The organism is Rhodococcus sp. NS-SX18 (assembly GCF_057367935.1).
This window is the reverse complement of record NZ_CM170633.1, coordinates 1,615,945-1,639,522: the sequence shown is the minus strand read 5'-3', so window position 1 is coordinate 1,639,522 and position 23,578 is coordinate 1,615,945. Positions and strand designations below refer to the sequence as shown.

23 protein-coding genes are annotated in these 23,578 nt (G+C 71.1%); 4 read left to right on the top strand and 19 right to left on the bottom strand.

Going from position 1 to position 23,578, the window contains the following annotated elements; genetic code table 11:
* Positions 1-134: 134 nt before the first annotated feature.
* Both AC2IPW_RS07720 and sigE read right to left on the bottom strand, forming a co-directional pair.
* On the bottom strand, positions 135-488 hold the full coding sequence (locus AC2IPW_RS07720; protein ID WP_054372280.1) for a zf-HC2 domain-containing protein: 354 nt from the start codon (positions 486-488) through the stop codon (positions 135-137).
* Between the two features lie 16 nt (positions 489-504).
* A complete protein-coding gene (sigE, locus tag AC2IPW_RS07715; RefSeq protein ID WP_003936089.1) occupies positions 505-1,131 on the bottom strand; it encodes an RNA polymerase sigma factor SigE in 627 nt (208 codons plus the stop codon).
* Between the two features lie 245 nt (positions 1,132-1,376).
* Between sigE and AC2IPW_RS07710 the strand changes: the two genes are divergently transcribed.
* Positions 1,377-2,006 (top strand): O-methyltransferase, encoded by a 630-nt coding sequence (locus AC2IPW_RS07710; protein ID WP_003936088.1) that lies wholly within the window; start codon positions 1,377-1,379, stop codon positions 2,004-2,006.
* 61 nt (positions 2,007-2,067) lie between these two features.
* Here the strand turns inward: AC2IPW_RS07710 and glgC are convergent, their stop codons facing one another.
* The gene (glgC, locus tag AC2IPW_RS07705; RefSeq protein WP_003936087.1) at positions 2,068-3,282 is read right to left on the bottom strand and encodes a glucose-1-phosphate adenylyltransferase; all 1,215 of its coding nucleotides are present in this window, start codon (positions 3,280-3,282) and stop codon (positions 2,068-2,070) included.
* An 87-nt stretch (positions 3,283-3,369) separates the two neighbouring features.
* Between glgC and glgA the strand changes: the two genes are divergently transcribed.
* The gene (gene glgA / locus AC2IPW_RS07700; protein ID WP_416063091.1) at positions 3,370-4,545 is read left to right on the top strand and encodes a glycogen synthase; all 1,176 of its coding nucleotides are present in this window, start codon (positions 3,370-3,372) and stop codon (positions 4,543-4,545) included.
* Positions 4,546-4,564: 19 nt separating this feature from the next.
* On the opposite strand, the gene AC2IPW_RS07695 is transcribed toward glgA, so the two are convergent.
* The 10 genes from AC2IPW_RS07695 to dapE form a co-directional block, all read right to left on the bottom strand.
* Entirely contained in the window at positions 4,565-5,413 is an 849-nt protein-coding gene (locus tag AC2IPW_RS07695; protein ID WP_003936085.1) for a putative RNA methyltransferase, read from the bottom strand.
* Between the two features lie 112 nt (positions 5,414-5,525).
* The gene (locus tag AC2IPW_RS07690; protein ID WP_003936084.1) at positions 5,526-5,693 is read right to left on the bottom strand and encodes a DUF3117 domain-containing protein; all 168 of its coding nucleotides are present in this window, start codon (positions 5,691-5,693) and stop codon (positions 5,526-5,528) included.
* 96 nt (positions 5,694-5,789) lie between these two features.
* Positions 5,790-6,413: a DNA-3-methyladenine glycosylase I gene (locus tag AC2IPW_RS07685; RefSeq protein WP_486376608.1), complete on the bottom strand. Its 624-nt coding sequence runs from the start codon at positions 6,411-6,413 to the stop codon at positions 5,790-5,792.
* A gap of 2 nt (positions 6,414-6,415) precedes the next feature.
* A complete protein-coding gene (locus AC2IPW_RS07680; RefSeq protein ID WP_486376607.1) occupies positions 6,416-6,814 on the bottom strand; it encodes a DivIVA domain-containing protein in 399 nt (132 codons plus the stop codon).
* A gap of 38 nt (positions 6,815-6,852) precedes the next feature.
* Positions 6,853-7,800, bottom strand: a complete 948-nt coding sequence (locus tag AC2IPW_RS07675) for a glucosyl-3-phosphoglycerate synthase (protein WP_486376606.1) — start codon at positions 7,798-7,800, stop codon at positions 6,853-6,855.
* Entirely contained in the window at positions 7,797-8,678 is an 882-nt protein-coding gene (folP, locus tag AC2IPW_RS07670; protein ID WP_003936080.1) for a dihydropteroate synthase, read from the bottom strand. The genes AC2IPW_RS07675 and folP overlap by 4 nt, the downstream gene beginning before the upstream one ends.
* A gap of 122 nt (positions 8,679-8,800) precedes the next feature.
* Positions 8,801-10,573, bottom strand: a complete 1,773-nt coding sequence (locus AC2IPW_RS07665; protein WP_416063086.1) for a long-chain-acyl-CoA synthetase — start codon at positions 10,571-10,573, stop codon at positions 8,801-8,803.
* Positions 10,574-10,642: 69 nt separating this feature from the next.
* Complete coding sequence (locus tag AC2IPW_RS07660) at positions 10,643-11,230, bottom strand: LOG family protein (protein WP_003936078.1); 588 nt, start codon at positions 11,228-11,230, stop codon at positions 10,643-10,645.
* Entirely contained in the window at positions 11,224-12,030 is an 807-nt protein-coding gene (locus AC2IPW_RS07655; RefSeq protein ID WP_003936077.1) for an LOG family protein, read from the bottom strand. The genes AC2IPW_RS07660 and AC2IPW_RS07655 overlap by 7 nt, the downstream gene beginning before the upstream one ends.
* 55 nt (positions 12,031-12,085) lie before the next feature.
* Positions 12,086-13,162: a succinyl-diaminopimelate desuccinylase gene (gene dapE / locus AC2IPW_RS07650; RefSeq protein WP_054372291.1), complete on the bottom strand. Its 1,077-nt coding sequence runs from the start codon at positions 13,160-13,162 to the stop codon at positions 12,086-12,088.
* A 73-nt stretch (positions 13,163-13,235) separates the two neighbouring features.
* On the opposite strand from dapE, the gene dapD reads away from it, so the two are divergent.
* Both dapD and AC2IPW_RS07640 read left to right on the top strand, forming a co-directional pair.
* Positions 13,236-14,189 (top strand): 2,3,4,5-tetrahydropyridine-2,6-dicarboxylate N-succinyltransferase, encoded by a 954-nt coding sequence (gene dapD / locus AC2IPW_RS07645; protein ID WP_003936075.1) that lies wholly within the window; start codon positions 13,236-13,238, stop codon positions 14,187-14,189.
* A gap of 16 nt (positions 14,190-14,205) precedes the next feature.
* Positions 14,206-15,588: an amino acid permease gene (locus tag AC2IPW_RS07640; protein WP_416063085.1), complete on the top strand. Its 1,383-nt coding sequence runs from the start codon at positions 14,206-14,208 to the stop codon at positions 15,586-15,588.
* A 21-nt stretch (positions 15,589-15,609) separates the two neighbouring features.
* On the opposite strand, the gene AC2IPW_RS07635 is transcribed toward AC2IPW_RS07640, so the two are convergent.
* The 6 genes from AC2IPW_RS07635 to pruA form a co-directional block, all read right to left on the bottom strand.
* Positions 15,610-17,163, bottom strand: a complete 1,554-nt coding sequence (locus AC2IPW_RS07635; protein ID WP_486376980.1) for a substrate-binding domain-containing protein — start codon at positions 17,161-17,163, stop codon at positions 15,610-15,612.
* 150 nt (positions 17,164-17,313) lie between these two features.
* Positions 17,314-18,579 (bottom strand): PucR family transcriptional regulator, encoded by a 1,266-nt coding sequence (locus AC2IPW_RS07630; RefSeq protein WP_450119840.1) that lies wholly within the window; start codon positions 18,577-18,579, stop codon positions 17,314-17,316.
* 131 nt (positions 18,580-18,710) lie between these two features.
* Positions 18,711-20,129 (bottom strand): acyl-CoA synthetase, encoded by a 1,419-nt coding sequence (locus tag AC2IPW_RS07625; RefSeq protein ID WP_486376605.1) that lies wholly within the window; start codon positions 20,127-20,129, stop codon positions 18,711-18,713.
* Between the two features lie 5 nt (positions 20,130-20,134).
* Positions 20,135-20,806 (bottom strand): rhomboid family intramembrane serine protease, encoded by a 672-nt coding sequence (locus AC2IPW_RS07620; RefSeq protein WP_486376604.1) that lies wholly within the window; start codon positions 20,804-20,806, stop codon positions 20,135-20,137.
* Between the two features lie 76 nt (positions 20,807-20,882).
* Entirely contained in the window at positions 20,883-21,902 is a 1,020-nt protein-coding gene (locus tag AC2IPW_RS07615) for a proline dehydrogenase family protein (protein WP_486376603.1), read from the bottom strand.
* The gene (pruA, locus tag AC2IPW_RS07610) at positions 21,899-23,539 is read right to left on the bottom strand and encodes an L-glutamate gamma-semialdehyde dehydrogenase (protein ID WP_289379540.1); all 1,641 of its coding nucleotides are present in this window, start codon (positions 23,537-23,539) and stop codon (positions 21,899-21,901) included. The genes AC2IPW_RS07615 and pruA overlap by 4 nt, the downstream gene beginning before the upstream one ends.
* Between the last annotated feature and the right edge of the window lie 39 nt (positions 23,540-23,578).

Sequence of the window (23,578 nt, the reverse complement as noted above, 5' to 3'; positions counted from 1 at the left end):
CACGGTGCCCAGTATCACCGATGGGCCCAGTATCACCGATGGACTCACCGTCGACGAAGCCACCCGCATCAGCGACGGCCCCGGGGGCACCGCCACCGGCCGTCCGAGCACGGCGCACACAGGTGCGAGCACCGTCAACGGCGCCAACGGATCGGCCAGCGTCGCGCGGCCGACCCGTACCGGTCGGCCGCCGGCATGCCCTCGAAACCGGGCGCGGACAGGTTCCGATGATGCTGCGGGATGTCGGCGAGAGCGCCCAGGAGAGTGCTCGGCATCGGGGGCGGAGCCATCCGGGCGGCGTCACGCAACGCGCGACGGGCCTGCTGCTGCGCCTCGACCTCCGCGGCGCACTCCGGGCACACGGCCAGGTGCTCGGCCGCGCGGAGATACGCGTTCATCCGCAGTTCGCCGTCCACGTACGCTGCCACAGCCTCGCTCGCCAGGTGCTCCGTGGAACCGAACCGGCGGGTCGGGTGTGCCCTCGTCATGAAACCCTCCTGGCGGCTACCCCGCATCGACTCGACCGACTTCGACCTTCCCATGCTCGCGCAGGTGTTCACGCAGCGCCTGCCGTCCGCGATGGATGCGGCTGCGTACCGTGCCGAGCTTGACTCCCAGTGTGGCACCGATTTCCTCGTAGGACAGACCTTCGATGTCACACAGGACCACAGCAGCACGATAGTCCGGCGCCAGCGAGTCCAGCGCGGACTGCAGGTCGGCGCCGAGCCTGGCGTCGTGGTAGATCTGCTCGGGATCGGGGCCCGCGGAGGGCACGCGGTCGTAGTCCTCGGGCAGCGCCTCCATGCGGATGCGGTTGCGGCGCCGGACCATGTCGAGGAACAGGTTCGTGGTGATGCGGTGCAGCCAGCCTTCGAAGGTGCCCGGCTGGTAGTTCTGCAACGAGCGGAAGACCCGGATGAAGGTGTCCTGGGTGAGGTCCTCGGCGTCCTGCGCGTTCCCGGCCAAGCGGTAGGCGAGCCGGTACACCCGGTCGCCGTGCTCGCGCACCAGCTCGTCCCACGACGGCATCACCGCACGGTCTCCGGTGGCGTCGAACACTGCCGTGCCGGTGAGCTCGCCGTCGGCCGTGGGCTCGACGTCGGGGCTGGGGAGCTGTGGGGAATCGGCCATGTGGATCGCTGGATCCTCCTCTTCGGGACCGCGTGATCGCGAGTACCGGGTGTCGTGGTCCAACACGGTGGACGCCGGGTTTGTTCCCGGCCCCGCGATCGCCTGTCGGTGCGGTCTGATGTGCTACCTACACCTTCACGCACGGTGATGTGGTGCCGATATGAGCAACCTGAGCATCACCTGAGAATCCACCCGCCGTGCGCGCCTGCCTGCGACCGGACCCCGGCGACGATAACCTCACTGGGGTGCACACGAATGCCGAACGGATACTGGCTCACGTCGAGAACGTCACAGAGGACGAGAACCTCGCCACGGCGCGCGAACGTGCCCTCGATCTCGGGGCCGAGCCGATCCCGGCAGCGGTGGGTGCGGCTCTGGCGATGTTCACTCGCATGCTCGACGCCCGGACGGTCGTCGAGGTGGGCACCGGCGCCGGCGTCAGCGGGCTGTGGCTGCTCCGGGGCCTGCGCGAGGACGGCGTCCTCACCACCATCGACAGCGAGCCCGAACACCAGCGCGCCGCCAAAGCCGCGTTCCGAGAGTCCGGGGTCACGGCGTCGCGCACCCGGCTGATCAACGGGCGCGCGCTGGACGTGCTGCCCCGGCTGGCCGACTCCGCATACGACCTGGTGTTCGTCGACGCCACCCCCGCGGATCACCCGCACTACGTCCGGGAAGGGGTCCGGCTGCTGCGTCCCGGCGGGGCCATCGTGCTGCACCATGCGCTGCTCTGCGGCCGGGTGGCCGACCCCGGCGAACGCGACTCCGTCGTCCTGGCCGTCCGGGAGGCCACCCGGGCGGTGGTGACCGACGAGCGTCTCGCTCCGGTGCTGCTGCCGGTGGGCGACGGGCTGCTCTGCGCCGCCAAACTCTAGGCTCGGGCGCGGACCCCGGACGGATCCACACGGCCGGATCCCCCCGGTCGGACCCGCACGGTCAGATCCACACGCCCTTGCCGATGGCGACGACGCCGCCGCTGCTGACGGCGAAGCGCTGCCGGTCGCGTTCGAGGTCGACGCCGATGATCTCGCCGTCGCCGACGACGACGTTCTTGTCGAGGATCGCGCGCCGCACGACCGCCCCCTTGCCGATGCGCACCCCCGGCATCAGGACGCTGCCCTCGACGGTGGCGCCGTCCTCGATCATGACATTGGAACTGAGCACCGAGTTGCGGACGGTGGCGGCGGACAGGATGCTGCCGGATCCGACGATCGACTCCTGTGCGAGACCACCCTGGACGAACTTGGCCGGAGGCCACATCTCGGAGGCGCCGCGGATGGGCCAGCGCCGGTTGTAGAGGTTGAAGATCGGATGCACCGACACCAGGTCCATGTGCGCGTCGTAGAACGCGTCGAGGGTACCCACGTCGCGCCAGTATCCACGGTCACGTTCGGTGGCGCCCGGCACGACGTTGTCGTTGAAGTCGTAGACGTGGGCGGCGCCCTGGGCGACGAGGGCGGGGATGATGTCGCCGCCCATGTCGTGGTCGGAGTCCGGGTTCTCCGAGTCCGCCCGCAACGCCTCGACCAGCACCTTGGTGGTGAAGACGTAGTTACCCATCGAGGCGAAGGTGACGTTGGGATCGTCCGGGGTGCCGGGCGGGTGCGCGGGCTTCTCCAGGAACTGGGTGATGCGCCCCTGCTCGTCGCTGTCGATGCAGCCGAACGCGAACGCCTCGCTGCGCGGCACCCGGATACCGGCGACGGTGACCCCTGCGCCGGACTCGATGTGCTGGCGCACCATCTGCTCCGGATCCATCCGGTAGACGTGGTCGGCGCCGAACACCACGATGTACTCGGGATCCTCGTCGTAGACGAGGTTGAGCGACTGGAGGATGGCGTCGGCGCTGCCGGTGTACCAGCGCGGACCGAGACGCTGCTGTGCCGGCACCGGGGTGATGTACTCGCCGGTGAAGCCCGACAGCCGCCAGGTCTGGGAGATGTGCCGGTCCAGCGAGTGCGACTTGTACTGCGTCAGCACACAGATCCGCAGGAACCCGGCGTTGACCAGGTTGCTGAGCACGAAGTCGATCAGTCGGTAGGCACCGCCGAACGGTACCGCCGGTTTCGCGCGGTCCGCCGTCAGCGGATACAGGCGTTTGCCCTCGCCGCCGGCGAGCACGATTCCAAGCACATGGGGCTGGCTCCTCACACAGTCAACCTATCCGCCACCCCCCGCCGCCGCCAGCGAAGAGGCCCATCGGTGGCTGGAACGTCACGCGCCGGATAGTTTGATCCGGTGCGGGTGGCAATGATGACGCGGGAGTACCCGCCGGAGGTCTACGGTGGTGCCGGCGTGCACGTCACCGAACTGGTTGCGCAGTTGCGCCGGCTGTGCGAAGTCGACGTGCACTGCATGGGAGCGCCCCGGGAGGGCGTCTTCGTCCACGGCCCCGACCCCGCCCTGGCAGGCGCCAACCCGGCGCTGACGACGCTGTCGGCCGAGCTGCGGATGGCGCACGCCGCCGGCGACGCCGACGTCGTCCATTCGCACACCTGGTACACCGGCCTGGCGGGGCATCTCGCCGCCGAGCTGTACGACGTGCCGCACGTGCTGACGGCGCACTCGCTCGAGCCGCGCAGGCCGTGGAAGGCCGAGCAGCTGGGCGGGGGCTACCGCATCTCGTCGTGGTCCGAACGCAACGCCGTCGAACACGCGGACGCGGTCGTCGCGGTCAGCGCCGGGATGCGCCTCGACGTGCTGGACGCGTATCCGTTCGTGGACCCGGCGCGCGTGCATGTCGTGCGCAACGGCATCGACACCGGCGTGTGGCATCCGGGCCCGGCCGAATCGGGAGCGCCGTCCGCGCTGGAGAAGATCGGCGTCGATCCCGACCGGCCGATCGTCGCGTTCGTCGGGCGCATCACGCGCCAGAAGGGTGTCGGGCACCTGATCGCCGCCGCTCACGACGTCGATCCCGGGATCCAGCTGGTGCTGTGCGCCGGGGCCCCGGACACCCCGGAGATCGCCGCCGAAACCGAGCAGGCCGTGGCCGAACTCGAGCGCCGGCGCGGCAACGTCTTCTGGGTCCGGGAAATGCTCCCCACCGAATCCGTCCGTGAAATCCTTTCGGCCGCAAGAGTTTTCATATGCCCGTCGGTGTACGAGCCGCTGGGAATCGTCAACCTCGAGGCGATGGCCTGCGAGACCGCAGTCGTCGCCTCGGATGTCGGGGGCATTCCCGAGGTCGTCGAGGACGGGGTCACCGGTCGGCTGGTGCACTACAACTCCTACGAGCCGCGAGCGTACGAGCAGGCGCTGGCGGCGGCGATCAACGAGGTTGCCGGCGACGCCGCCCTCGCTGCCGAGATGGGCCGGGCCGGGCGGATGCGGGCGATCGCGGAGTTCTCCTGGGCACAGATCGCGCGGCAGACGCTTGCGGTCTACCAGGAGGTCGCAGCCGCGCGGCACTGAGCGCGGCACCGAGCACGGGTCAGTCCGAGCGGCGCTCCCACACGGTGACGGTCACCGAGGCGGTCACCGGGAACGGCTCCGGCAATCCCGCGACCAGTTCGGCCAGCCGTTCGGCCGTCAGGTGGTGTCCCGACGGCCCCATGCCGGCCAGCCGGCCCAGTGCCGGACGGTCGAGTTCCAAGGTGAACTGCACGTCGGCGCGGTCGAGCCGCTCGAACCCGCCGGACAGGGCCGCCCCGAGCCGCTCGGTCTTGCGTTCGTCCACCTGGACCATTCCCGGCAGCGTCACCAGTTCGCGCAGGTGAGCCGGAGTGGGAGCCGCGACGACGAGCACGCCGCCGGGGGCGAGAACGCGGTGCGTCTCGGCGGCGTTGCGGGGCGCGAAGACGGACAGCACGTGGGTGAGGACGCCGCTGCGGATCGGCAGTTGCCGCCACACGTCGGCGAGCACGGCCCCGACGCGGGGATGGCTGCGCGCGATGCGCCGCACCGCGGGTTTGGACACGTCGAGCCCGACGCCGCGGCTGTCCGGCAGCGCGTCGAGCACCGCTGCGAGGTACCTCCCGGTGCCCGCACCCACTTCGAGGACGCGGGCACCGTCGTCGCCGGTGGCGTGCTCGGCACAGGCCCGGGCGACGGCGCCGAGCAGCGGATCGTAGTGTCCGGCGTCGAGGAAGTCCGCGCGCGCGGCGATCATCTCCGCGGTGTCGCCGGTGAACCGCGTCGCGGCCCCGGTGAGGAGGCTGACATATCCCTGCCGCGCGACGTCGAAGCTGTGCCCGGCCTCGCACAGCAGGACGCCCTCGTCGAGGTCGAGCCCACGCTCGCACTGGGGGCAGGCGAGCAGGTCGGTCACCGCATCGAGCACGGGCAGTCCTTCCGAGAAACGCAGAGCACCGGAGTACGAACAGCAACGGGCCCCGCGCACCGTGGCGCGCGGGGCCCGGGGGAACCGGCGAAACGTCGCCGGCTGCCGACACCTAGCTGGTGACGCCCTTGAGCTCTTCGCCGAGCGCTGCAGCTTCCTCCGGCGTGAGTTCGACGACCAGACGTCCGCCACCCTCGAGTGGAACCCTCATGACGATTCCTCGTCCCTCTTTGGTTGCTTCGAGGGGACCGTCCCCGGTCCGGGGCTTCATGGCCGCCATCCTCTGCTCCCTCCAAATCTGCGCTCGACTCTTGCGCGCGTGGGTTACCGTGGGGGCCTCGCCGGAAATCGACGAGGCTCGTCACATCATTCTTCCCTATCCGGCCGACCGCCGGGTAGCTGACTCCGCCCTAATGTCGCCGGAAGCTGATCGAACGTCCGTATCGACCCAGCACTCGGCGAGATGGTCGTCGACCATGCCGGTGGCCTGCATGAGCGCATACGCCGTGGTAGGACCGACGAACACGAAGCCGCGCCGCTTCAGTTCCCGGGCCATCGCCGTGGACTCCGGGGTCACCGCAGGTACCTCCGCCACCGAGCGCAGACGCCGGGCGCGCCGCGCCGGCGCGAACGACCACAGCATCGTGTCGAGGTCCGTGTCCCGCAGGTCGAGCACTGCCCGGGCGTTGGCGATCACCGCCTCGATCTTGCGCCGGTTCCGGACGATGCCGGCGTCACCGAGCAGGCGGTCGACGTCGACCGCGGTGTAGCCGGCGACCACGTCGACGTCGAATCCGGCGAATGCCGATCGGAATGCCTCCCGCTTCCGCAGGATCGTCAGCCACGACAGCCCCGACTGGAACGCCTCGAGGGCCAGGCGCTCGAACAACTCGTCGCGTCCGTGCAGCTCCCTGCCCCACTCCTCGTCGTGGTAGTCCCGGTACAGCGTGGACCCCGGCGGATCCACTGCCCACGGACAACGCACCCGATCCTCGCCCATCGCTACTCCCCCTCGTCCGAGCGGTCCCCCGCAGCCTCTGCCGCGACGGATGCGCCGGTCCGGCCGCTGTCCGCCTCGTCGCCGCCCGGAGCGTCCCCACCGGTGTTCTCGTACGCGGTGTCCTCGTATGCGGTGAGCCGGGCCCGCAGATCGTCGATCTCGTGCGCGAGCCGATCGAGCGCCCAGTCCACCTCGGCGGTCTTGTAGCCCCGCAGCACCTGCTGGAAACGCAGTTCGCGGACGTCCGCGCCGGTCACGTCGGTGACCGGAAGCGCCGTCGCCGTGGCACCCGGTGGGATCGGCGCCAGGCTCTCGCCCCGACCGAACACCGCGCTCGCCACGAGGAACAGCACCGCGCCGACGACCACCACGACGAGCAGGTAGAGCAGAACCGTCAGCATGTACCGATCTTGGCACGGACCCCCGACACGACGGGGTGTCAGGTGACTGTGACGACCGGGGGCCGGTCCACCAAGCTGACCTCCGTGGTGACGGGGACGAACCCGTCACCGTCCACGAGGAACTGGGTCAGGCCCGCTCCCGAGTCGGGGATCCCGCAGCGGGCGAGCATGGTGCCGACGATCTGCCGGCTCATCACCCCCAGCTCCCCGAGCGGCCGGTTCCGGTGCTTGCGTACGCCGAGGTTGACCTGGGCGATCGCGTCGATGCCGAGCCGGTCGTAGGTGTCGAGCAGCAGCCCGATCTCGACGCCGTACCCGGGTGCGAACGGCACTGCCGACAGCAGTTCCCGGGTCCCGGCGTACTCACCGCCGAGGGGCTGCAGCACGCACGTCAGCTCCGGTCGCAGCGCCGCGAGCAGGGGCCGCGCCACCAGTTCGGTGACCCGTCCGCCCCCGTTGGCCTCCTCGGCGCCGCTGACCCGGAGCGGGCGACGGTAGTAGCCCTTGACCAGGTGGATGCCGTCGCCGGTGAGCAGTGGTCCGAGCAGCTTGGGGACGAACGCCGGATCGGGCTCGAGCAGATCCGAATCGACGAACGCGATCAGGTCGCCGGTGGTGGCCGCAACCGACCGCCACAGCACCTCACCCTTACCGGGCATGGGGGCCAGACCCGGGACCGCCTCTTCTCGCGACAGCACGCGTGCACCGGCGCTGCGGGCCCGCTCCGCCGTGCGGTCGGTGGACCCCGAGTCCAGCACGATCAGCTCGTCCACCAGCCCACCGAGCAGCGGATGGATGGTGTCCACCACCCCCGCCACGGTCGTCTCCTCGTTGAGCGCGGGCAGCACCACCGATACGGTCCGGCCGCGCTTGGCGCGTTCCAGTTCGGTGATGCTCCAACCGGGCTCGTCCCAGCTGTTCGCCTCGGCCCAGGGCCGGTTGACCGCCGTGGCCCCGGCCCACGGCCGTGTAGTCGCCGTGCTCATGCCAGCCCCCTGACAGTGCGTGCCGGGGGCCGGGTTCCGGCGACGGCGGCCACCATGTCGACCACGCGCCGGGTCGCCGCCACCTCGTGCACCCGGAACATCCGCGCGCCTGCCGCGGCCGCAAGTGCTGTCGCTGCCAATGTGCCCTCCAACCGGTCGGCGAGTTCCACCCCCAGAGTCTCCCCGATGAAGTCCTTGTTGCTCAGCGCCATGAGCACCGGCCACCCGGTGTTTACGAGAACGTCCACGTGCCGCAACAACTCGAGGCCGTGAAAGGTGTTCTTGCCGAAATCGTGCGTCGGATCGATGAGGATGGAGTCGCCGGGCACTCCGGCCTTCGCGGCCCGCTCGGCCGCGGCGACGATCTCCCGGGTCACCTCGGCGACGACGTCGGTGTAGCGCACGCGGTGCGGCCGGGTGCGCGGGGCTGCACCCCCGGTGTGCGAGCAGACGATGCCCGCGCCGAGTTCGGCGGCGACGGTCACCAGTTCCGGATCGGCGCCCGCCCACGTGTCGTTGATCAGGTCCGCGCCCTCGGCGAGGGCGCGCCGCGCGACGTCGCTGCGCCAGGTGTCGACACTGACGAGCAGCCCGGGGTGCCGGGCTCGGATCGCCGCGACGAACGGCACCACCCGTCGCGTCTCCTCCTCTGCGTCGACCACCTCACCGGGGCCGGCCTTCACGCCGCCGATGTCGACGAGGTCCGCACCGTCGGCCACGGCCCGGTCCACGGCCGCCATCGCGGCCTCGTCGGTGAAGGTCGCACCCCGGTCGTAGAAGGAGTCCGGGGTGCGGTTGACGATCGCCATCACCAGGGCCCGGTCGGTGGCGACCGGGCGGCCGCAGAGGGTCGGCGAGACGGTGACGGAGGCGGTCATGGATCCATCCTGGCATGCACTCCGGCCGGCCGAATCCGAGCGGTGAACCGGAATCCGCCCACCGCACGGCGTGGGCGGATTCCGGACGCCCGCGCGAATCGTGGGTACGGCGGCGACGGAACTCAGCCGGCCGGCAGCTCGCCGCCGGCGACGGACTCGACGTAGCCGTCGTATGCGGGCCGGTAGCCCTCGTCCCGCCCGGTGAGCACGTACACCGGATCGTCCCCGGTGTCGGTGTAGCCCTGCTTGCGCAGGTCCACCTTGCGGCTCTTGAACGTCGAGGTGTGCTCGAGTTCGTCGACGACCCGGACGAACAGCGGCACCGCGTACGACGGCAGCGTCCGGTACAGCTGTGCCGCGACCGCGGCACCGTCGAACTCGGCGCCGTCGTGGAGCGTGACCGCGGCCATCCCGGCCCGGCCGTCGGTGCCGGGGATCTCGACCCCGTAGACCACCGCCTGCGAGATCGACTCGCTCGCCGACACGGCCGCCTCGACCTCGGTGGTGGCGACGTTCTCGCCCTTCCACCGGAAGGTGTCGCCGAGACGGTCGACGAACGCGACGTGCATGAAGCCCTGACTGCGAACGAGATCGCCGGTGTCGAACCAGGTGTCGCCGTCCTCGAAGCCGTCGCGGACCAGCTTGGACTCGCTCGCTTCCGGATCGGTGTAGCCGTCGAACGGGGCACGGTCGGTGACCTTCGCCAGCAGCAGGCCCACCTCGCCGCGGCCGACCCGGCGCAGCCGTCCGTCCGGTCCGCGCAGCGCCTTGCCGGTCTCGTGGTCGTAGTCGACCACGGCGTACGGCAGGGGGCAGACACCCGCGGTGCGCGGCTGGTTCAGGGCGTTGACGAACGCGATGTTGCACTCGCTCGCGCCGTAGAACTCGGCGACGCGGGCGATGCCGAACCGCTCGGTGAACTCGGTCCAGATCTCGGCGCGCAGTCCGTTGCCGACCATCAGCCGGATGCCGTGATCGCGGTCGTCGGGCGACGGCGGCTGGTTCAGCAGGTAGCGGCAGATCTCCCCGATGTAGACGAACGCCGTCGCGTCGTTGCGCTTCGCGTCGGCCCAGAAACCGGTGGCGGAGAACTTGCGGCCGAGCGCGAACGTGGCTCCGGCTGCGAGCACCGACGACAGCGAGACGGTGAGGGCGTTGTTGTGGTAGAGCGGCAGGCAGCAGTACAGGGTGTCGTCGCGGCGCAGCCGGACACCGAGGCTGCCCAGGCCGGACATGGACTTCAGCCAGCGGTAGTGGGTCATCCGGCTGGCCTTGGGCATGCCCGTAGTGCCCGAAGTGAAGATGAAGAAGGCGGTCTCCTTCGCCTGCAGGCGCTCGGTGACGGCGGGGTTCGCGGAGTCGGCCGCGACGGCGAGGTCGTCGAGTTCGCCGACGCGCAGCACCTTTCCGGCCGGTGGCGGCCCGTCGAGGGACTCCAGGGCATCCTCGCACTCCTCGCCGACCACGAGTACCCGGCTGTCGAGCAGGCCGAGGCTGTGCGCGAGAACCTCCCCGCGCTGATGGTGATTGAGCATGCCCGCCGCGGCGCCCAGCTTGACCGTGGCGAGCGCGACGAGCAGCGCCTCCGGGCGGTTCTTCATCAGCACGCCGACGACGTCGCCGGTGCGCACGCCTTGGGCGGTGAGGACGGCCGCGTAGCGGTTGACCTGCGCGTTGGCGTCGCCGTAGCTGAGGGCGTCGCCCTCGAAGCGCAGGAACGACCGGTCCGGGTTCCGCTCGGCGAGGCGTTGGAACACCGACCCGATCGTCTCGCGCGCCTCCGGGCGCCGGGTCAGGCCCACCGCGCCGCGCAGCAGGCTCGGTACGTCGGGCAGCATTCGCGGGAGCTGGGTGGCGAGACCCACCAGGGAGATGGTCGAACCGGACTCGGGCATGGCATCCTTCGTGGCGGTGGACAACAACTTACTGCAGAGTAAGCAACCTCGGCGCGATGCGGAAGCCCCTCACCCGGCGCACCGGTCGAGCGCGTCCTCGATGTCCTCGGTGAGCTGCAGGCCGTCGAGAGCGCGGCGGTTGACGAAGCCGGTCGGCACCATCGCCTCGAGCCAGTCCAGCAGCCCGCGGTAGTGCCCCACCGGATCGAGCAACACCACCGGCTTGGCGTGCATACCCAGATAGCCGGCCGTCCATGTCTCGAACAGTTCCTCGAGGGTGCCGATCCCGCCGGGCAGCGCGACGAACGCGTCGGCCCGCTCCTCCATCACCTGCTTCCGCTGGCGCATCGTGTCGGTGACGATCAGCTCGTCCGCATCGACGTCGGCGACCTCACGGTGCACCAGCGCCTTGGGGATCACGCCGACGGTGTGCCCGCCCGCGGCCCGGGTGGCCTCCGCCACCGCGCCCATCATCGACACGTTGCCGCCGCCGGAGACCAGCTGCCAGCCGCGCCGTCCGATGGCGGTCCCCACCGCCGCCGCCAACTCGAGGTAGGAGTCCCCGACGGGACCGGAGGCACAGTAGACGCACACCGCCCGGGCCTCGACCGCGCGCTCGCCCCCGACACCCTCCGCCGGACCGAACCGACTCACCACGACCCGCCCTCCCCGTACAGCGCCGACTCGTCCTGGCCGCGGTGGGCGTCGACGACGATCTGCACCGCCTCCTCGACACTGTCGGTCAGATACAGCAGGTCGAGGTCGCCCGGCGAGATCCGCCCCTCGCCGATCATCGACTGCCGGATCCACTCGAGCAGCCCCGCCCAGTAGTGCGTCCCGAGCAGCACGATCGGGAACCGGGTGATCTTGTGGGTCTGGACCAGCGTGAGCGCCTCGAACAGCTCGTCGAGCGTTCCGAATCCGCCGGGCAGACATACGAAGGCCTGGGAGTACTTCACGAACATCGTCTTGCGGGCGAAGAAGTAGCGGAAGTTCAGTCCGAGGTCGACCCACTCGTTGAGGGCCTGCTCGAACGGCAGTTCGATGCCCAGGCCGATGGAGAATCCCCCCGACTCGCTCGCCCCGCGGTTGGCGGCCTCCATCGCCCCCGGCCCACCACCGGTGACCACCGCATAGCCGGCCGCGGCCAGGGCGGCCCCGAGGGCGCGTCCGGTGGCGTACTCGGGATGGTCGGCGGGGGTGCGGGCCGAGCCGAACACCGCCACCGCACGGGGCACCTCGGCCAGCGCCCCGAAGCCCTCGACGAACTCGCTCTGGATGCGCAGCACCCGCCACGGATCGGTGTGCACCCAGTCGGACGGGCCCCGGCGATCGAGCAGCCGCTGATCCATCGTCGTGGTCTCGGCCACCCGGTCACGGCGCAGCTGGACGGGACCGCGGTGCACCACGTCGGCACTCGCACGGTCGCGGGATCCGGGGTCGGTGTCGCGCGCCATGCGCTCAGATTAGGGGATGCGGCAGGCCGCGCCTGCCGATCCGACGCCGTGCGCGTCAGCCGGCGAGGTACCTGCGCAGCGTGTCGGCGACCTCGGTGATCTGCCCCACGGGCACGTGCTCGTCCCGGGTGTGCGCGAGATTCGGATCGCCGGGGCCGTAGTTGACCGCCGGGATCCCCAGCGCGGCGAAGCGCGCGACGTCCGTCCACCCGTACTTGGCCCGGAACCGGCCGCCGGCCGCGGCGACGAGGTCCGCCGCGGTGGGATGGGCCAGGCCGGGCAGCGCGCCGGGCGAGCTGTCGGTGAGCTCGAGGGTGACGTCGAGACCGTCGAACACCTCCCGTACGTGCGCGAGCGCCTGCTCGACCGTGCGGTCGGGCGCGAACCGGAAGTTGACGTCGAGGTCCGCGGCGTCGGGCACCACATTGCCCGCGACGCCGCCGGAGATCCGCACCGCGGACAGGCCCTCGCGGTAGACGCAGCCGTCGATGTCCACCGACCGCGGTTCGTAGGCCGCGAGCCGGTCGAGCACCGGGGCCAGCCGATGGATCGCATTGTCCCCCAGCCAGGACCGCGCCGAATGCGCGCGCGTCCCGCTCGCCGTGATCTGCACCCGCAGGGTGCCCTGGCAGCCCGCCTCGATCTGGCCGGCCGTCGGCTCGCCGAGGATCGCCACGTCCGCGTCCAGCCAGTCCCGCAGGTCCCGCTCGATCCGACCGAGACCGTTGTGCACCGCAGCGATCTCCTCGCAGTCGTAGAACACCAGAGTCAGATCGTGCGCCGGCTCGGCGATCGTGGCGGCCAGGTGCAGGAACACCGCGTCGCCCGACTTCATGTCGGCCGTGCCGCACCCGTACAGCAACTCCCCCTCGCGCCGCGACGGCACGTTGTCCGCGATGGGCACGGTGTCGAGGTGCCCGGCCAGCAGCACCCGGCTCGGCCGCCCGAGGCGGGTGCGGGCGAGAACCGCGTTGCCGCTGCGGACGATCTCGAAGCCGGTGGTCTGGGTGCGCAGTGCTTGTTCGACGGACTCGGCGATCGCCGCCTCGTCCCGGGAGACGCTGGGAATGTCCACGAGGGCAGCGGTCAGCTCGATCGGATCGGCGTGCAGGTCCAGGTGCGGTGCAGACATGCAAGAACAATACGTGGGGCGATTTCCCAGGCCGTCCGCGAGAACGACGCGGCCTCGCGTACGCTTCTCGACCGTGAGTGCACAGGGAGCATCAGCAGTAGGCATCGCCAACATCGCGGCGGACGGCACCGTTCTCGACACCTGGTACCCGGCCCCCGAGCTCGGCGAATTCACCGAGACGGGCACGTCCCGGCTCGAGGGCACGGACATCCCCTCCGACTTCGCGTTGCTCGTCGGCCCCGACGAGGCACGTGAGGTCGAGCAGGTCGCGGTCCGCACGACGATCGCCGACCTGTCCCGGCCGCCGGCCGACACGCACGATGCCTACCTGCGGCTCCACCTGCTGTCGCACCGCCTCGTCCGGCCGCACGGCACCAACCTCGACGGTGTGTTCGGTCTGCTCGCCAATGTCGTGTGGACCAACTACGGCCCGTGCGCCGTGGACACCTTCGAGCTGGTGCGCTCACGCCTGCGTATCCGTGGGCCCGTGACCGTGTACGGCGTCGACAAGTTCCCCCGCATGGTCGACTACGTCGTGCCGTCCGGGGTGCGCATCGCCGACGCCGACCGCGTCCGTCTCGGTGCGCACCTGGCGTCCGGCACCACCGTCATGCACGAGGGCTTCGTGAACTTCAACGCGGGCACGCTCGGCAACTCGATGGTCGAGGGCCGTATCTCCGCCGGGGTCGTCGTCGACGACGGCTCCGACATCGGTGGGGGTGCGTCGATCATGGGCACCCTGTCCGGCGGCGGCAAGGAGGTCATCGCCATCGGCAAGCGGTGCCTGCTCGGCGCCAACGCCGGTGTGGGCATCTCCCTCGGCGACGACTGCATCGTCGAGGCCGGCCTGTACGTCACTGCCGGCACGAAGGTCACCGGTCCCGACGGCACCGTCGTCAAGGCCAAGGACCTCAACGGCCGTTCCAACCTGATGCTGCGCCGCAACTCGGTCAGCGGCGCCGTCGAGGTGGTCCCCACCAAGGGCACCGGCGTCGAACTGAACGCGGCGCTGCACGCCAACGACTGAGCCAGAGAAACCGATCGTGTCGAAAACCGAGCACACTCTCACCGAAGCCGACCAGCTCGAGCACGGGCTCAAGGTCCGGCACCTGACGATGATGGGACTCGGTTCCGCGATCGGCGCAGGCCTGTTCCTCGGGTCCGGCGTCGGCATCGCCGCCGCCGGACCCGCGGTGATCGTCTCCTACGTCCTCGCCGGCATCATGATCGTCTTCGTGATGCGCATGCTGGGCGAGATGGGGGCGGCCCTTCCGGCCAGCGGATCCTTCTCCCACTACGCCCGCATCGGCATCGGCGAATGGGCCGGATTCACGATGGGCTGGCTCTACTGGTTCATGCTGATCATGGTCCTGGGCGTGGAGATCACCGGCGCCTCGGCGATCGTGAGCAGCTGGCTGCCGGGTGTGCCGCAATGGGTCGTGGCCCTGGTGTTCGTCACGTTCTTCGCGGTGGTGAACCTCGCGAAGGTCGCCAACTTCGGCGAGTTCGAGTTCTGGTTCGCGGCGCTGAAGGTCGCGGTCATCGTCGCCTTCCTCGTCATCGGAGTGCTGCTGGTGTTCGGCCTGTTGCCGGACACCGAGCCGGTGGGACTGACCCACCTGCTCGGCGACGGTGACGGATTCGCCCCCAACGGCCTCGCCGGCATCGCCGCCGGCCTGCTGGCCGTCGCCTTCGCCTTCGGCGGCATCGAGATCGTCACCATCGCCGCGGCCGAGTCGCGCGATCCCGAGCGGTCCATCGCGACCGCGGTGCGCACCGTCGTGTGGCGTATCAGCCTGTTCTACCTCGGCTCGATCTCGATCATGGTGCTGGTGCTGCCGTGGACGTCCGCGAGCGGTGAGACCTCGCCGTTCGTCAGTGTCCTCGACATCGCCGGCCTGCCGTACGTGTCGGGTTTCATGGAGCTCGTCGTGGTGATCGCGCTGCTGTCGGCCTTCAACGCCAACGTCTACGGCACCTCACGCATGGCCTACTCCCTCGCCCGGGGCGGCGACGGTCCGGCCGTGCTCGCGCAGATCTCCCGCACAGGCGTCCCCCGCAACGCCGTGCTGCTGTCCGTGTTCTTCGGGTTCGTCTCGGTCCTGCTGAACTGGTGGCTGCCCGAGGACATCCTCGGCATCCTGCTCAACGCGGTCGGCTCCGCCCTGCTGGCGATCTGGATCTTCGTCGTCGTCTCGCACCTGCGGCTGCGGCCGACCCTGGAGCAGGAGGGCCGCCTCACCGTCCGGATGTGGGCGTTCCCCTATCTGAGCTGGCTCACCCTCGGCATGCTCGGCGCGTTCATCGCGCTCATGTTGTTCGACCCTGCCGCCCGGATCCAGCTCGCCTCGACGGCTGTGCTGTTCCTGTTCATCGCTGCGATGTCGCAACTGTGGCAGCGCCGGTCCCGCGCGAGAGTGCAGTAGTCCGGAATCACTCGGGCGATCTCAGCGCTCGCCCCGGTCGGCGAGCGCATTGACGAAGACGTTCGCGATGTCCGCGGGGTCTCGGGCGACGTAGCTCGAGCCGCCGGTCACCCGGGAGATCTCGGCGAGGGTCCGGGCGTCCGCGTCCTCCGTGATGCCGATCGTCACGACGATCACCGGCCGTGCCGGATCCTGCTCGCGCGCGAGGATTTCGAGGAGCTGCGCCTCGGAGATGCTGTCGGGGTCCTCGTTCGCACCGTCGGTGAGGACGATGACACTGTTGACCGCGCGGGGGTCGTAACTCCGCTGGACGGCACGGAACGCCGCGAGAGTCGTGTCGTACAGGCCGGTGCCGCCGCCGACCAGACCGGGCACCTTCTCCGCCTGGTCCGCCATCACCTCCCGCTGGGTGCGCCCGTCGACATCGGTGTCGTACCGCCGGATCGGTACCAGCTCGACGTAGTCCTGGCCGTCCCCGCCGAGGTTCTGCGAGAAGGCCCACAGTCCCGCCGAGACACTGTCGGGGAACATCGCGTTGCCCGCGAGGGCGGCCCGCACCGTCAGGTCCATCCGGGTGCCGTCGCCGGCCGGGAACCGCATCGAACCGGACACGTCGACCGCGACGAGCGTGCGGATCGGCAGTGCCAGCAACGACCAGGCGCCGAGCGCCTCCTCCGCCATCGCCTCGTCCCGCAGCGACAGCAGCGGCACGCCTCCGATGCCGCGTCCTTCGGGCAGCGGCTCGCCGTCGGGTCCGCGGAATCCCTCGTCGTGGAGCACTTCCAGGGCGTCCTGCGTGCCCAGCACGTCGACCAGTGCCCGGGCGGCGTCCGTCGCGCGATGGTGCCGGTCGGGGGCGGGCGATGTCACCACCACCGGGTACTCGAGCAGGATGCTGCCGTTGGCCGGTACCCGGGTCTCGAGAGCGGACTCGTTCGCCGCCGAGAACGCCAGCACCTGCTGTTCGGTGGAGATTCCGACACCGCCGTCGGCGCCGACCGCGGTCAGCAGGTCCGTACCGCTTAGTGCTTCCTCGGTGCGGCTGCTCTCCGTCTGGGCCAGGGGCACCATGGCGGTGCGCACCGTGCCGACCGCGACGGGATCGTCCTGGGTCTCGGCCAGCGCCGCCCGGATCGGGGCGGTGGCCACCCCGGTTCGGAGCGGATTGCCCAGCACCAGATCGGGGATCGCGAGGGCGGCCCGCCAGGTGGGCACCTCCGGAACCTTCCCGGGTGCTCCCACAAGGACGGCGGGCGTGCTCGCGACCGCGCCCGCGATCATCTGCACCGGTCCGGCGGCGGTCGGTGCCGCACGGCTCGCCCACCAGCGGGCGTCCGGAATCCACAGGTCGGGCGCGTCGATTCCCTTGCCGAGCAGCCCGGCGACGTCGCCCGGTTCGGCGGTGTCGACCGTGAACTCGTAGCACCGCGTGTCCGCGCGCCCCGACAGGACGGAACTCACGGCCGGTTCGATGCTCGGGGCGACGGCGAGGCTGTACTGCTCGACGGTGTCGCATCCGCCGGCCAGAGCACGGACGACGCCGACACCGGCCGCTGTGAGCGCCACCACCGCCACACCGACGAGTACGACTACCCGGGTCGATCGGCCGTCACGTGTCGTCCGCGCACTGTGGCGGCCTCCTGCCATATGGTCCTCCCCTGCCGGTGCGGGGCCGCGTGGCACACACCGTCGTCATGATCTGCGCCACATCGTAACGGTCCGGTCTCACAAGCCGTCCCCAGGTGAGCCGCCGGTGTCCGCTCCGGCCTGGAGCCGGCGCGCGACGAGGGCGGCGTGCAGATGGCGCAGCCCGGAGGGGACGGTCGGGTCGAAGCCGGTGAGCTGCGCGACGCGCTTGAGCCGGTAGTCCACGGTGTTGGCGTGCACGTGCAGGCTCCGAGCCGTGCGCTGGCGGCTCAGTTCGTGCGCGATGTGGGTTTCGAGGGTCTCCACCAGCTCCGGCGCGTGGGTCAGCGGATCGAGCACCCGCACGAGATGCTCACGGGCCGGCCCGGGCCGGGTCAGCTGGTATTCGAAGGCCAGGTCCTGCATCCGGTACACGCCTGCGGGCCTGCGCAGGTGACCGACCAGTTCGAGCAGTTCGTGCGCCTGGTGGGCCGCGGCGGGAATGCCCGGGACGTCGGACTCGACGAGCGACACCGTCACCGGCACCCCGGCGGCGCGGGCAACCCGCTCGTAGAGCGCGGTGCGGATGTGCTCGGCCGGGGTGTCGCCGAGCAGCACGGTGCCGCCCTCGGGTCCGAGCATGGTCAGCTGCCGGCCGTCGCACACCCGGTCCAGCTCGGTCTCGAGCCGCCGCAGGGTGCGCCGGGCGACAACCTCCGGCCGTACGTGCGGGTTGCGCTCGTCCGGGTGCCTGCCCAGCCGCACCCCGAGGATCGTGTACCGGTCGGCCAGCTCGAGCCCGGACCGGCGCGCGACGGCGGCGGCGTCCTGCCCGCCGAGCAGGGCGGTCACGAGTTCCTGGGCCGCGACGTCGCGGTTGCGGCGCATCGCCTCGAGCTCGGCGACGAACCCGGTCGTCGCGGCGACGGTGACGTGTTCGAGCAGCGCCATCCACAGCCGCGACGCCGTGGCAACTGATTCGACGTCGCCCTCCCGGGCCCGCGCGGAGACGAGTTCCCAGCCGAGCCGGATGCCCTCGTGGTAGATCCGCAGCATGTACTCCAGCCGGAATCCCGCGCGCGCCCACTGGGCGGCGCTGCTGCGCAGCTCCGCCAGATCGGCGTCGGTCGGCAGCTCGCCCGTGTCGAGCACCTGGATCGCCAGGCGCAGGCACCGGACGGTGATCTCCGTGACGTCGCCGCGCAGGGTGTCGCCCGGCTCCAGGGCACACGGCGCGACGTTGTCCGCGAAGTGCGCGACCAGTTTGCGGGCGACCGCGCGCAGGTCTCGCAGCGGGACCGAGGCGGGCCTTCCGTCGACGACGAACGCCACCCCCGGCCTGGAACCGAATTCGGACACCGGCATTCCGCGGAACCCCCCATGACTCCGGAAAGAGAACGACCTTACTCTGCCGTAGGAAGGTACGTGTCCTGCGCGAATCGGACAAGGCCCGCGGCGACGTGGCTCACACTCGAAGCCGTCGTCGGGGCCCCGGCTCAGGTCAGCAGCTGTTTCTTCTGGACCTTGCCCATCGCGTTGCGCGGGAGGGTGTCCACCACCCGCACCTCGCGCGGTCGCTTGTGCACGGACAGCTGACGGGCCACGAGCTCGATCAGCGCGGCCGGGTCGACAGCGGGGCCGCCCGGCGCGGGCACCACGAAGGCGACGATGCGCTGGCCCAGGTCGTCGTCGGGGACTCCCACCACCGCCACCTCCCGCACGGACGGATCCCCGAGCAGCACGGTTTCGATCTCGCCGGCCCCGACCCGGAACCCGCCGGACTTGATCAGGTCCGTCGACTCGCGGCCGACGATGCGGTGGAACCCACCCGCGTCGATCGCCGCGACGTCACCGGTGACGAACCAGCCGTCCGGGGTCCACGCCGCGGCGGTGGCGTCGGGACGGTTCAGGTAGCCGTCGAACAGCATCGGTCCGCGCACCTGCAGTCCGCCGATGCTCTCCCCGTCGTGAGGGACGTCGTGCCCGTGTTCGTCGCGCAGCCGGGTCTCGACCCCGCGCACCGGGGTACCCACCCATCCGGGACGGCGCTCCCCGTCGACCCGGGTGCTCAGCGTCAGCATGGTCTCGCTCATCCCGTACCGCTCGATCGGCGTGAGTCCCGTCAGCTCGCGCAGGCGCTCGAACACGGGAACGGGCAGCGGCGCGCTGCCGGACACGAGCAGCCGCGCGCCGCTGAGGGCCTTGGCGGACTCCTCGTCCTCGACCACGCGCGACCACACCGTGGGCACCCCGAAGTACAGGGTGCCGTGGGCCTGCGCGTATGCCTCCGGGGTGGGCCTGCCGGTGTGGACGAGCCGGCTGCCGACGCGCAACGGACCGAGCACTCCGAGGATCAGGCCGTGCACGTGGAACAGCGGCAGCCCGTGCACCAGGGTGTCGCGTTCCGTCCAGTCCCATGCCTCGGCCAGGGCATCGATTCCGGCGGCGATCGCGCGGCGGCTCAGCAGCACGCCCTTCGGTGCTCCGGTGGTGCCGGAGGTGTACAACACGAACGCCGTGCGGGACGGATCGGGTTCGGGGTGGCTGTGCCAGTCGCGGGCGTGCAGCCGCACCGGCACCACGGGAAGGCCGGGCTCGTCCGGCGCGTCCCCGAGCCATGCCTGCGCTCCCGAGTCGCGCAGGATGTGCTCGCGTTCTGCGGGACCGGAGTCCGGTGGCACCGGGACGACGGTGACCCCGGCCAGCAGGCAGCCCACGACCGCGACCACCGTGGTCGCCGTCGGCGCGGCGAGCACCGCGAGGCGCTGGGCTCCGCCGATGCGGCGGGCGAGGGCGCCAGCCGCGCCGAGGATGTCACTGCGCGAGAGCGTGTGCCCGTCGATGCGGACGGCGTCGGACACGTCGTCGCCGCGCGCGACGGCCAAAGGGTTGAGGGAACGAAGCAGCGAAGACACGTCGGTCAGGATCGCACAGCCGCCGAGAGGGCGGCGCGGCGCGGCGGCGCCACCGTCCCGAGCACCGCACCGAGCAGCACACCGACGAGGACGGCCACACCGTGCCCGTCACCGGCCATCACCAGCACCGCCCCGGCGAGGCAGCTGCCGACGGCGGCGGCGAGCACGGCTCCGCGGGCACCGACCGCCAGCCACAGGCCCGCGATCGATCCGGCGACCGCGAACGACGCACCCGAGCTGCCCGCCCCGGTCGACGGGGAGACGAATGCGGTGAACAGCCCGAACAGCAGCTGGCTCACCACGAACAACCCGATCGTCCGGCCCGGTCCCCACACCCGCACCGCGACGGTCGCGACGACGGCGAGGAGGAGCAGGCTGACGACGGTGACGAGCACGCCGCCGTCCTGCACGAGCACCGAGGTCAGCACCCGCCACCATTCGTCCTCGGCGCGGATCCGCAGCGGGTCACGGCCGAACGTTCCGAGCAGCGACGGCACGGCCAGGCGCAGCAGTGACGGGACCGCGACGACGAGCCACAGCACGAGCGCCGTCACCGGCGGTGGCCACAGCAGCCGTCCCGGCGGCACCGCGAGTCGGCGCTGGGCGAGCAGCACCGCGAGCGCCGCGACGAGGACGAGCAGGAGCACCGAACCGGGGTCGGCGTCGGAGGTGCTCACGGGCGTCAATGTACCTGCGGACGTACCCGGCGTCCGGTTCCGGCGACGGTGGGTCCGCTCTCCCGGCGCGGGGTCGTCAATCCCGGGACACCACCGAGCGCAGGAAGAACCTCAGGTTCGAGGGCCGCTCCGCGAGCCGCCGCATCAGGTACCCGTACCACTGCGCCCCGTAGGGGACGTACACCCGCATGCGGTACCCGGCGTCGGCGAGCCGGCGCTGTTCGAGGTCGCGGATCCCGTACAGCATCTGATGCTCGAATCCGTCGGGGCCGCGGGCGTGCTCGGCGGCGAGCGGGTCCACGGCCGCCACGATCGCCGGGTCGTGCGACGCCACCATCGGATAGCCCTGCCCGGCCATGAGCACCCGCAGGCAGCGCAGATAGGAAGCGTTCACCTCGGCGGCGTCCTGGTACGCCACCGACGCCGGTTCGCGGTAGGCACCCTTGCACAGCCGCACCCGCGACCCCGGGCCGGACAGCTCCCGGCAGTCCGCCTCGGTGCGGTGCAGGTAGGCCTGCAGCACGGCACCCACCCACGGGTAGTCCTCCCGCAGCCGCCGCACGATCGACAGGGTGGCGTCAGTGGTGGTGTGGTCCTCGGCGTCGACGGTGACCCACACCCCGGCCTCGGCGGCGGCCGCGCAGATCTGCCGGGCGTGCCCGAGCGCGACGGCGGGACCTTCGGCGCCGAGCGCCAGGCCCAAAGCAGTGAGCTTGACCGACACCTCCACCGCCGGCACCGGCGCGCCGGATCCGGCCGACGGGGCCAGGTCGGCGATCAGCGCCTCGTATTCCGCGACGATCGCCCGGGCCTGGGCGCGATCGGTGGTGTCCTCGCCGAGGTGGTCGATACTGACCGAACGACCCGTGTCGAGCAGGGCTTTCGTCGCGGCCAAGGCGTCGGCGCGAGTGTCGCCGGCGACGAACCGGTCGACGAGCCGCCGGGTCGGCGGCGCCGCGGTGATCAGCGCCCGGACGCGCGACGACTTGGCCGCCGCGAGGATCACCGGCCGCAGTGGGTTCGACGCCAGCCGCGGCAACGCCCGCGACGGCACGGGCGGCGACGGCACCGGTTTCGCCGAGACCACGGACCTCACCCGCCCTTCATGTGGGGATACCGGTAGTCGGTGGGCGGCACGAACGTCTCCTTGATCGTCCGCGCCGACACCCAGCGCAGCAGGTTCAACGGCGAACCCGCCTTGTCGTCGGTGCCGGACGCCCGGCCCCCGCCGAAGGGCTGCTGCCCCACGACCGCGCCGGTGGGTTTGTCGTTGACGTAGAAGTTGCCCGCCGCGAACCGCAGCGCGGCGGTGGCCTCCTCGACCGCCGCACGGTCCTCGGCGATCACCGAACCGGTGAGCGCGTAGGGGGCGCCCCGGTCGACGAGGTCGAGCACGCGCGCCCACGCGTCCGGCTCCGCGTCGTCGTAGACGTACACGCTCAGCACCGGACCGAAGTACTCCGTGCACATCGACTCGTCACCCGGATCGTCGGTGAGCAGGACGGTGGGCCGCACGAACCAGCCGACCCACTGGTCGTACCCACCGCCCACGGCGATCTCGATCGACTCGCGGTCACGGGCCCGCTCGAGGGCGCCGACGACCTTCTCGTAGGCGGTCCGGTCGATCAGGGCGCCACCGAAGTTCGACAGATCGGTCACGTCGCCGTAGGTCAGGCTCTCGACCTCGTCGAGGAACTCGGTGCGCATGCGCCGCCACAGGGAGCGGGGCACGAACGCCCGCGAGGCCGCCGAGCACTTCTGACCCTGGTATTCGAAGGCTCCCCGGATCAGGGCGGTGGACAGCACGCCCGGATCGGCCGACGGATGCGCGAGGACGAAGTCCTTGCCGCCCGTCTCCCCCACCAGCCGCGGATACGTGCGGTAGCCGTCGATACGGGATCCGACCTCCCGCCACAGGTGCTGGAACGTCCGGGTCGATCCGGTGAAGTGGATACCGGCGAGGCGCCGGTCACGCAGGAGCACCTCCGACGCGACCCGGCCGTCCCCGGTGATCAGGTTGATCACGCCGGGCGGCATCCCCGCCGCCTCGAGCAGGCGCATCGTCCAGTACGCCGCCAGGGACTGCGTCGGTGCGGGCTTCCAGACCACGGTGTTGCCCAGCAGCGCCGGAGCCGTGGGCAGGTTCCCGGCGATCGCGGTGAAGTTGAACGGGGTGATCGCATACACGAAACCCTCGAGCGGCCGGTAGTCCATCCGGTTCCACACACCGGGTGACGAAGAGGGCTGATCGGCGAGCAGTGTGCGGGCGAAGTGCACGTTGAACCGCCAGAAGTCGACGAGTTCGCACGGCGCGTCGATCTCCGCCTGCTGCACCGACTTGGACTGGCCGAGCATGGTCGCGGCCGCGAGGGTCTCACGCCACGGCCCGGCGAGCAGATCGGCGGCCCGCAACAGGACGGCCGCGCGGGCATCGAACGACATCTCCCGCCACGCAGGGGCCGCGGCCGTCGCCGCCTCGACGGCCGCCGTCGCGTCCGCGGGGGTGGCGTTGCGCAGCGTGCCGAGCACCGCACGATGGTTGTGGGGCTGCACGATGTCGAAGCGATCGCCCTCACCGTGCACGTGCTCGCCGCCGACGACGTGCGAGACGTCCACCGGTTCGGCCGCGAGCTCCTTGAGCTTGGCGGTGATCCGCTCCCGCTCCGGGCTGCCGGGGGCGTAGGTGTGGACCGGCTCGTTGGCCGGCGCAGGAACTGCAGTGACGGCGTCCATGGGGCCTCCCTGGGCCCAGGGTAGCGCCGAACTCCGCCC

What these genes read in the sequence shown, in the direction of transcription:
- AC2IPW_RS07685 (WP_486376608.1), bottom strand. Translation starts at nt 6,413, where the DNA reads ATGGGCGAGGATCGGGTGCGTTGTCCGTGGGCAGTGGATCCGCCGGGG.
- AC2IPW_RS07690 (WP_003936084.1), bottom strand. Translation starts at nt 5,693, where the DNA reads ATGGCGGCCATGAAGCCCCGGACCGGGGACGGTCCCCTCGAAGCAACC.
- AC2IPW_RS07630 (WP_450119840.1), bottom strand. Translation starts at nt 18,579, where the DNA reads ATGCCGGTGTCCGAATTCGGTTCCAGGCCGGGGGTGGCGTTCGTCGTC.
- sigE (WP_003936089.1), bottom strand. Translation starts at nt 1,131, where the DNA reads ATGGCCGATTCCCCACAGCTCCCCAGCCCCGACGTCGAGCCCACGGCC.
- folP (WP_003936080.1), bottom strand. Translation starts at nt 8,678, where the DNA reads ATGACCGCCTCCGTCACCGTCTCGCCGACCCTCTGCGGCCGCCCGGTC.
- AC2IPW_RS07675 (WP_486376606.1), bottom strand. Translation starts at nt 7,800, where the DNA reads ATGAGCACGGCGACTACACGGCCGTGGGCCGGGGCCACGGCGGTCAAC.
- AC2IPW_RS07680 (WP_486376607.1), bottom strand. Translation starts at nt 6,814, where the DNA reads ATGCTGACGGTTCTGCTCTACCTGCTCGTCGTGGTGGTCGTCGGCGCG.
- AC2IPW_RS07655 (WP_003936077.1), bottom strand. Translation starts at nt 12,030, where the DNA reads ATGGCGCGCGACACCGACCCCGGATCCCGCGACCGTGCGAGTGCCGAC.
- dapE (WP_054372291.1), bottom strand. Translation starts at nt 13,162, where the DNA reads ATGTCTGCACCGCACCTGGACCTGCACGCCGATCCGATCGAGCTGACC.
- AC2IPW_RS07720 (WP_054372280.1), bottom strand. Translation starts at nt 488, where the DNA reads ATGACGAGGGCACACCCGACCCGCCGGTTCGGTTCCACGGAGCACCTG.
- pruA (WP_289379540.1), bottom strand. Translation starts at nt 23,539, where the DNA reads ATGGACGCCGTCACTGCAGTTCCTGCGCCGGCCAACGAGCCGGTCCAC.
- AC2IPW_RS07665 (WP_416063086.1), bottom strand. Translation starts at nt 10,573, where the DNA reads ATGCCCGAGTCCGGTTCGACCATCTCCCTGGTGGGTCTCGCCACCCAG.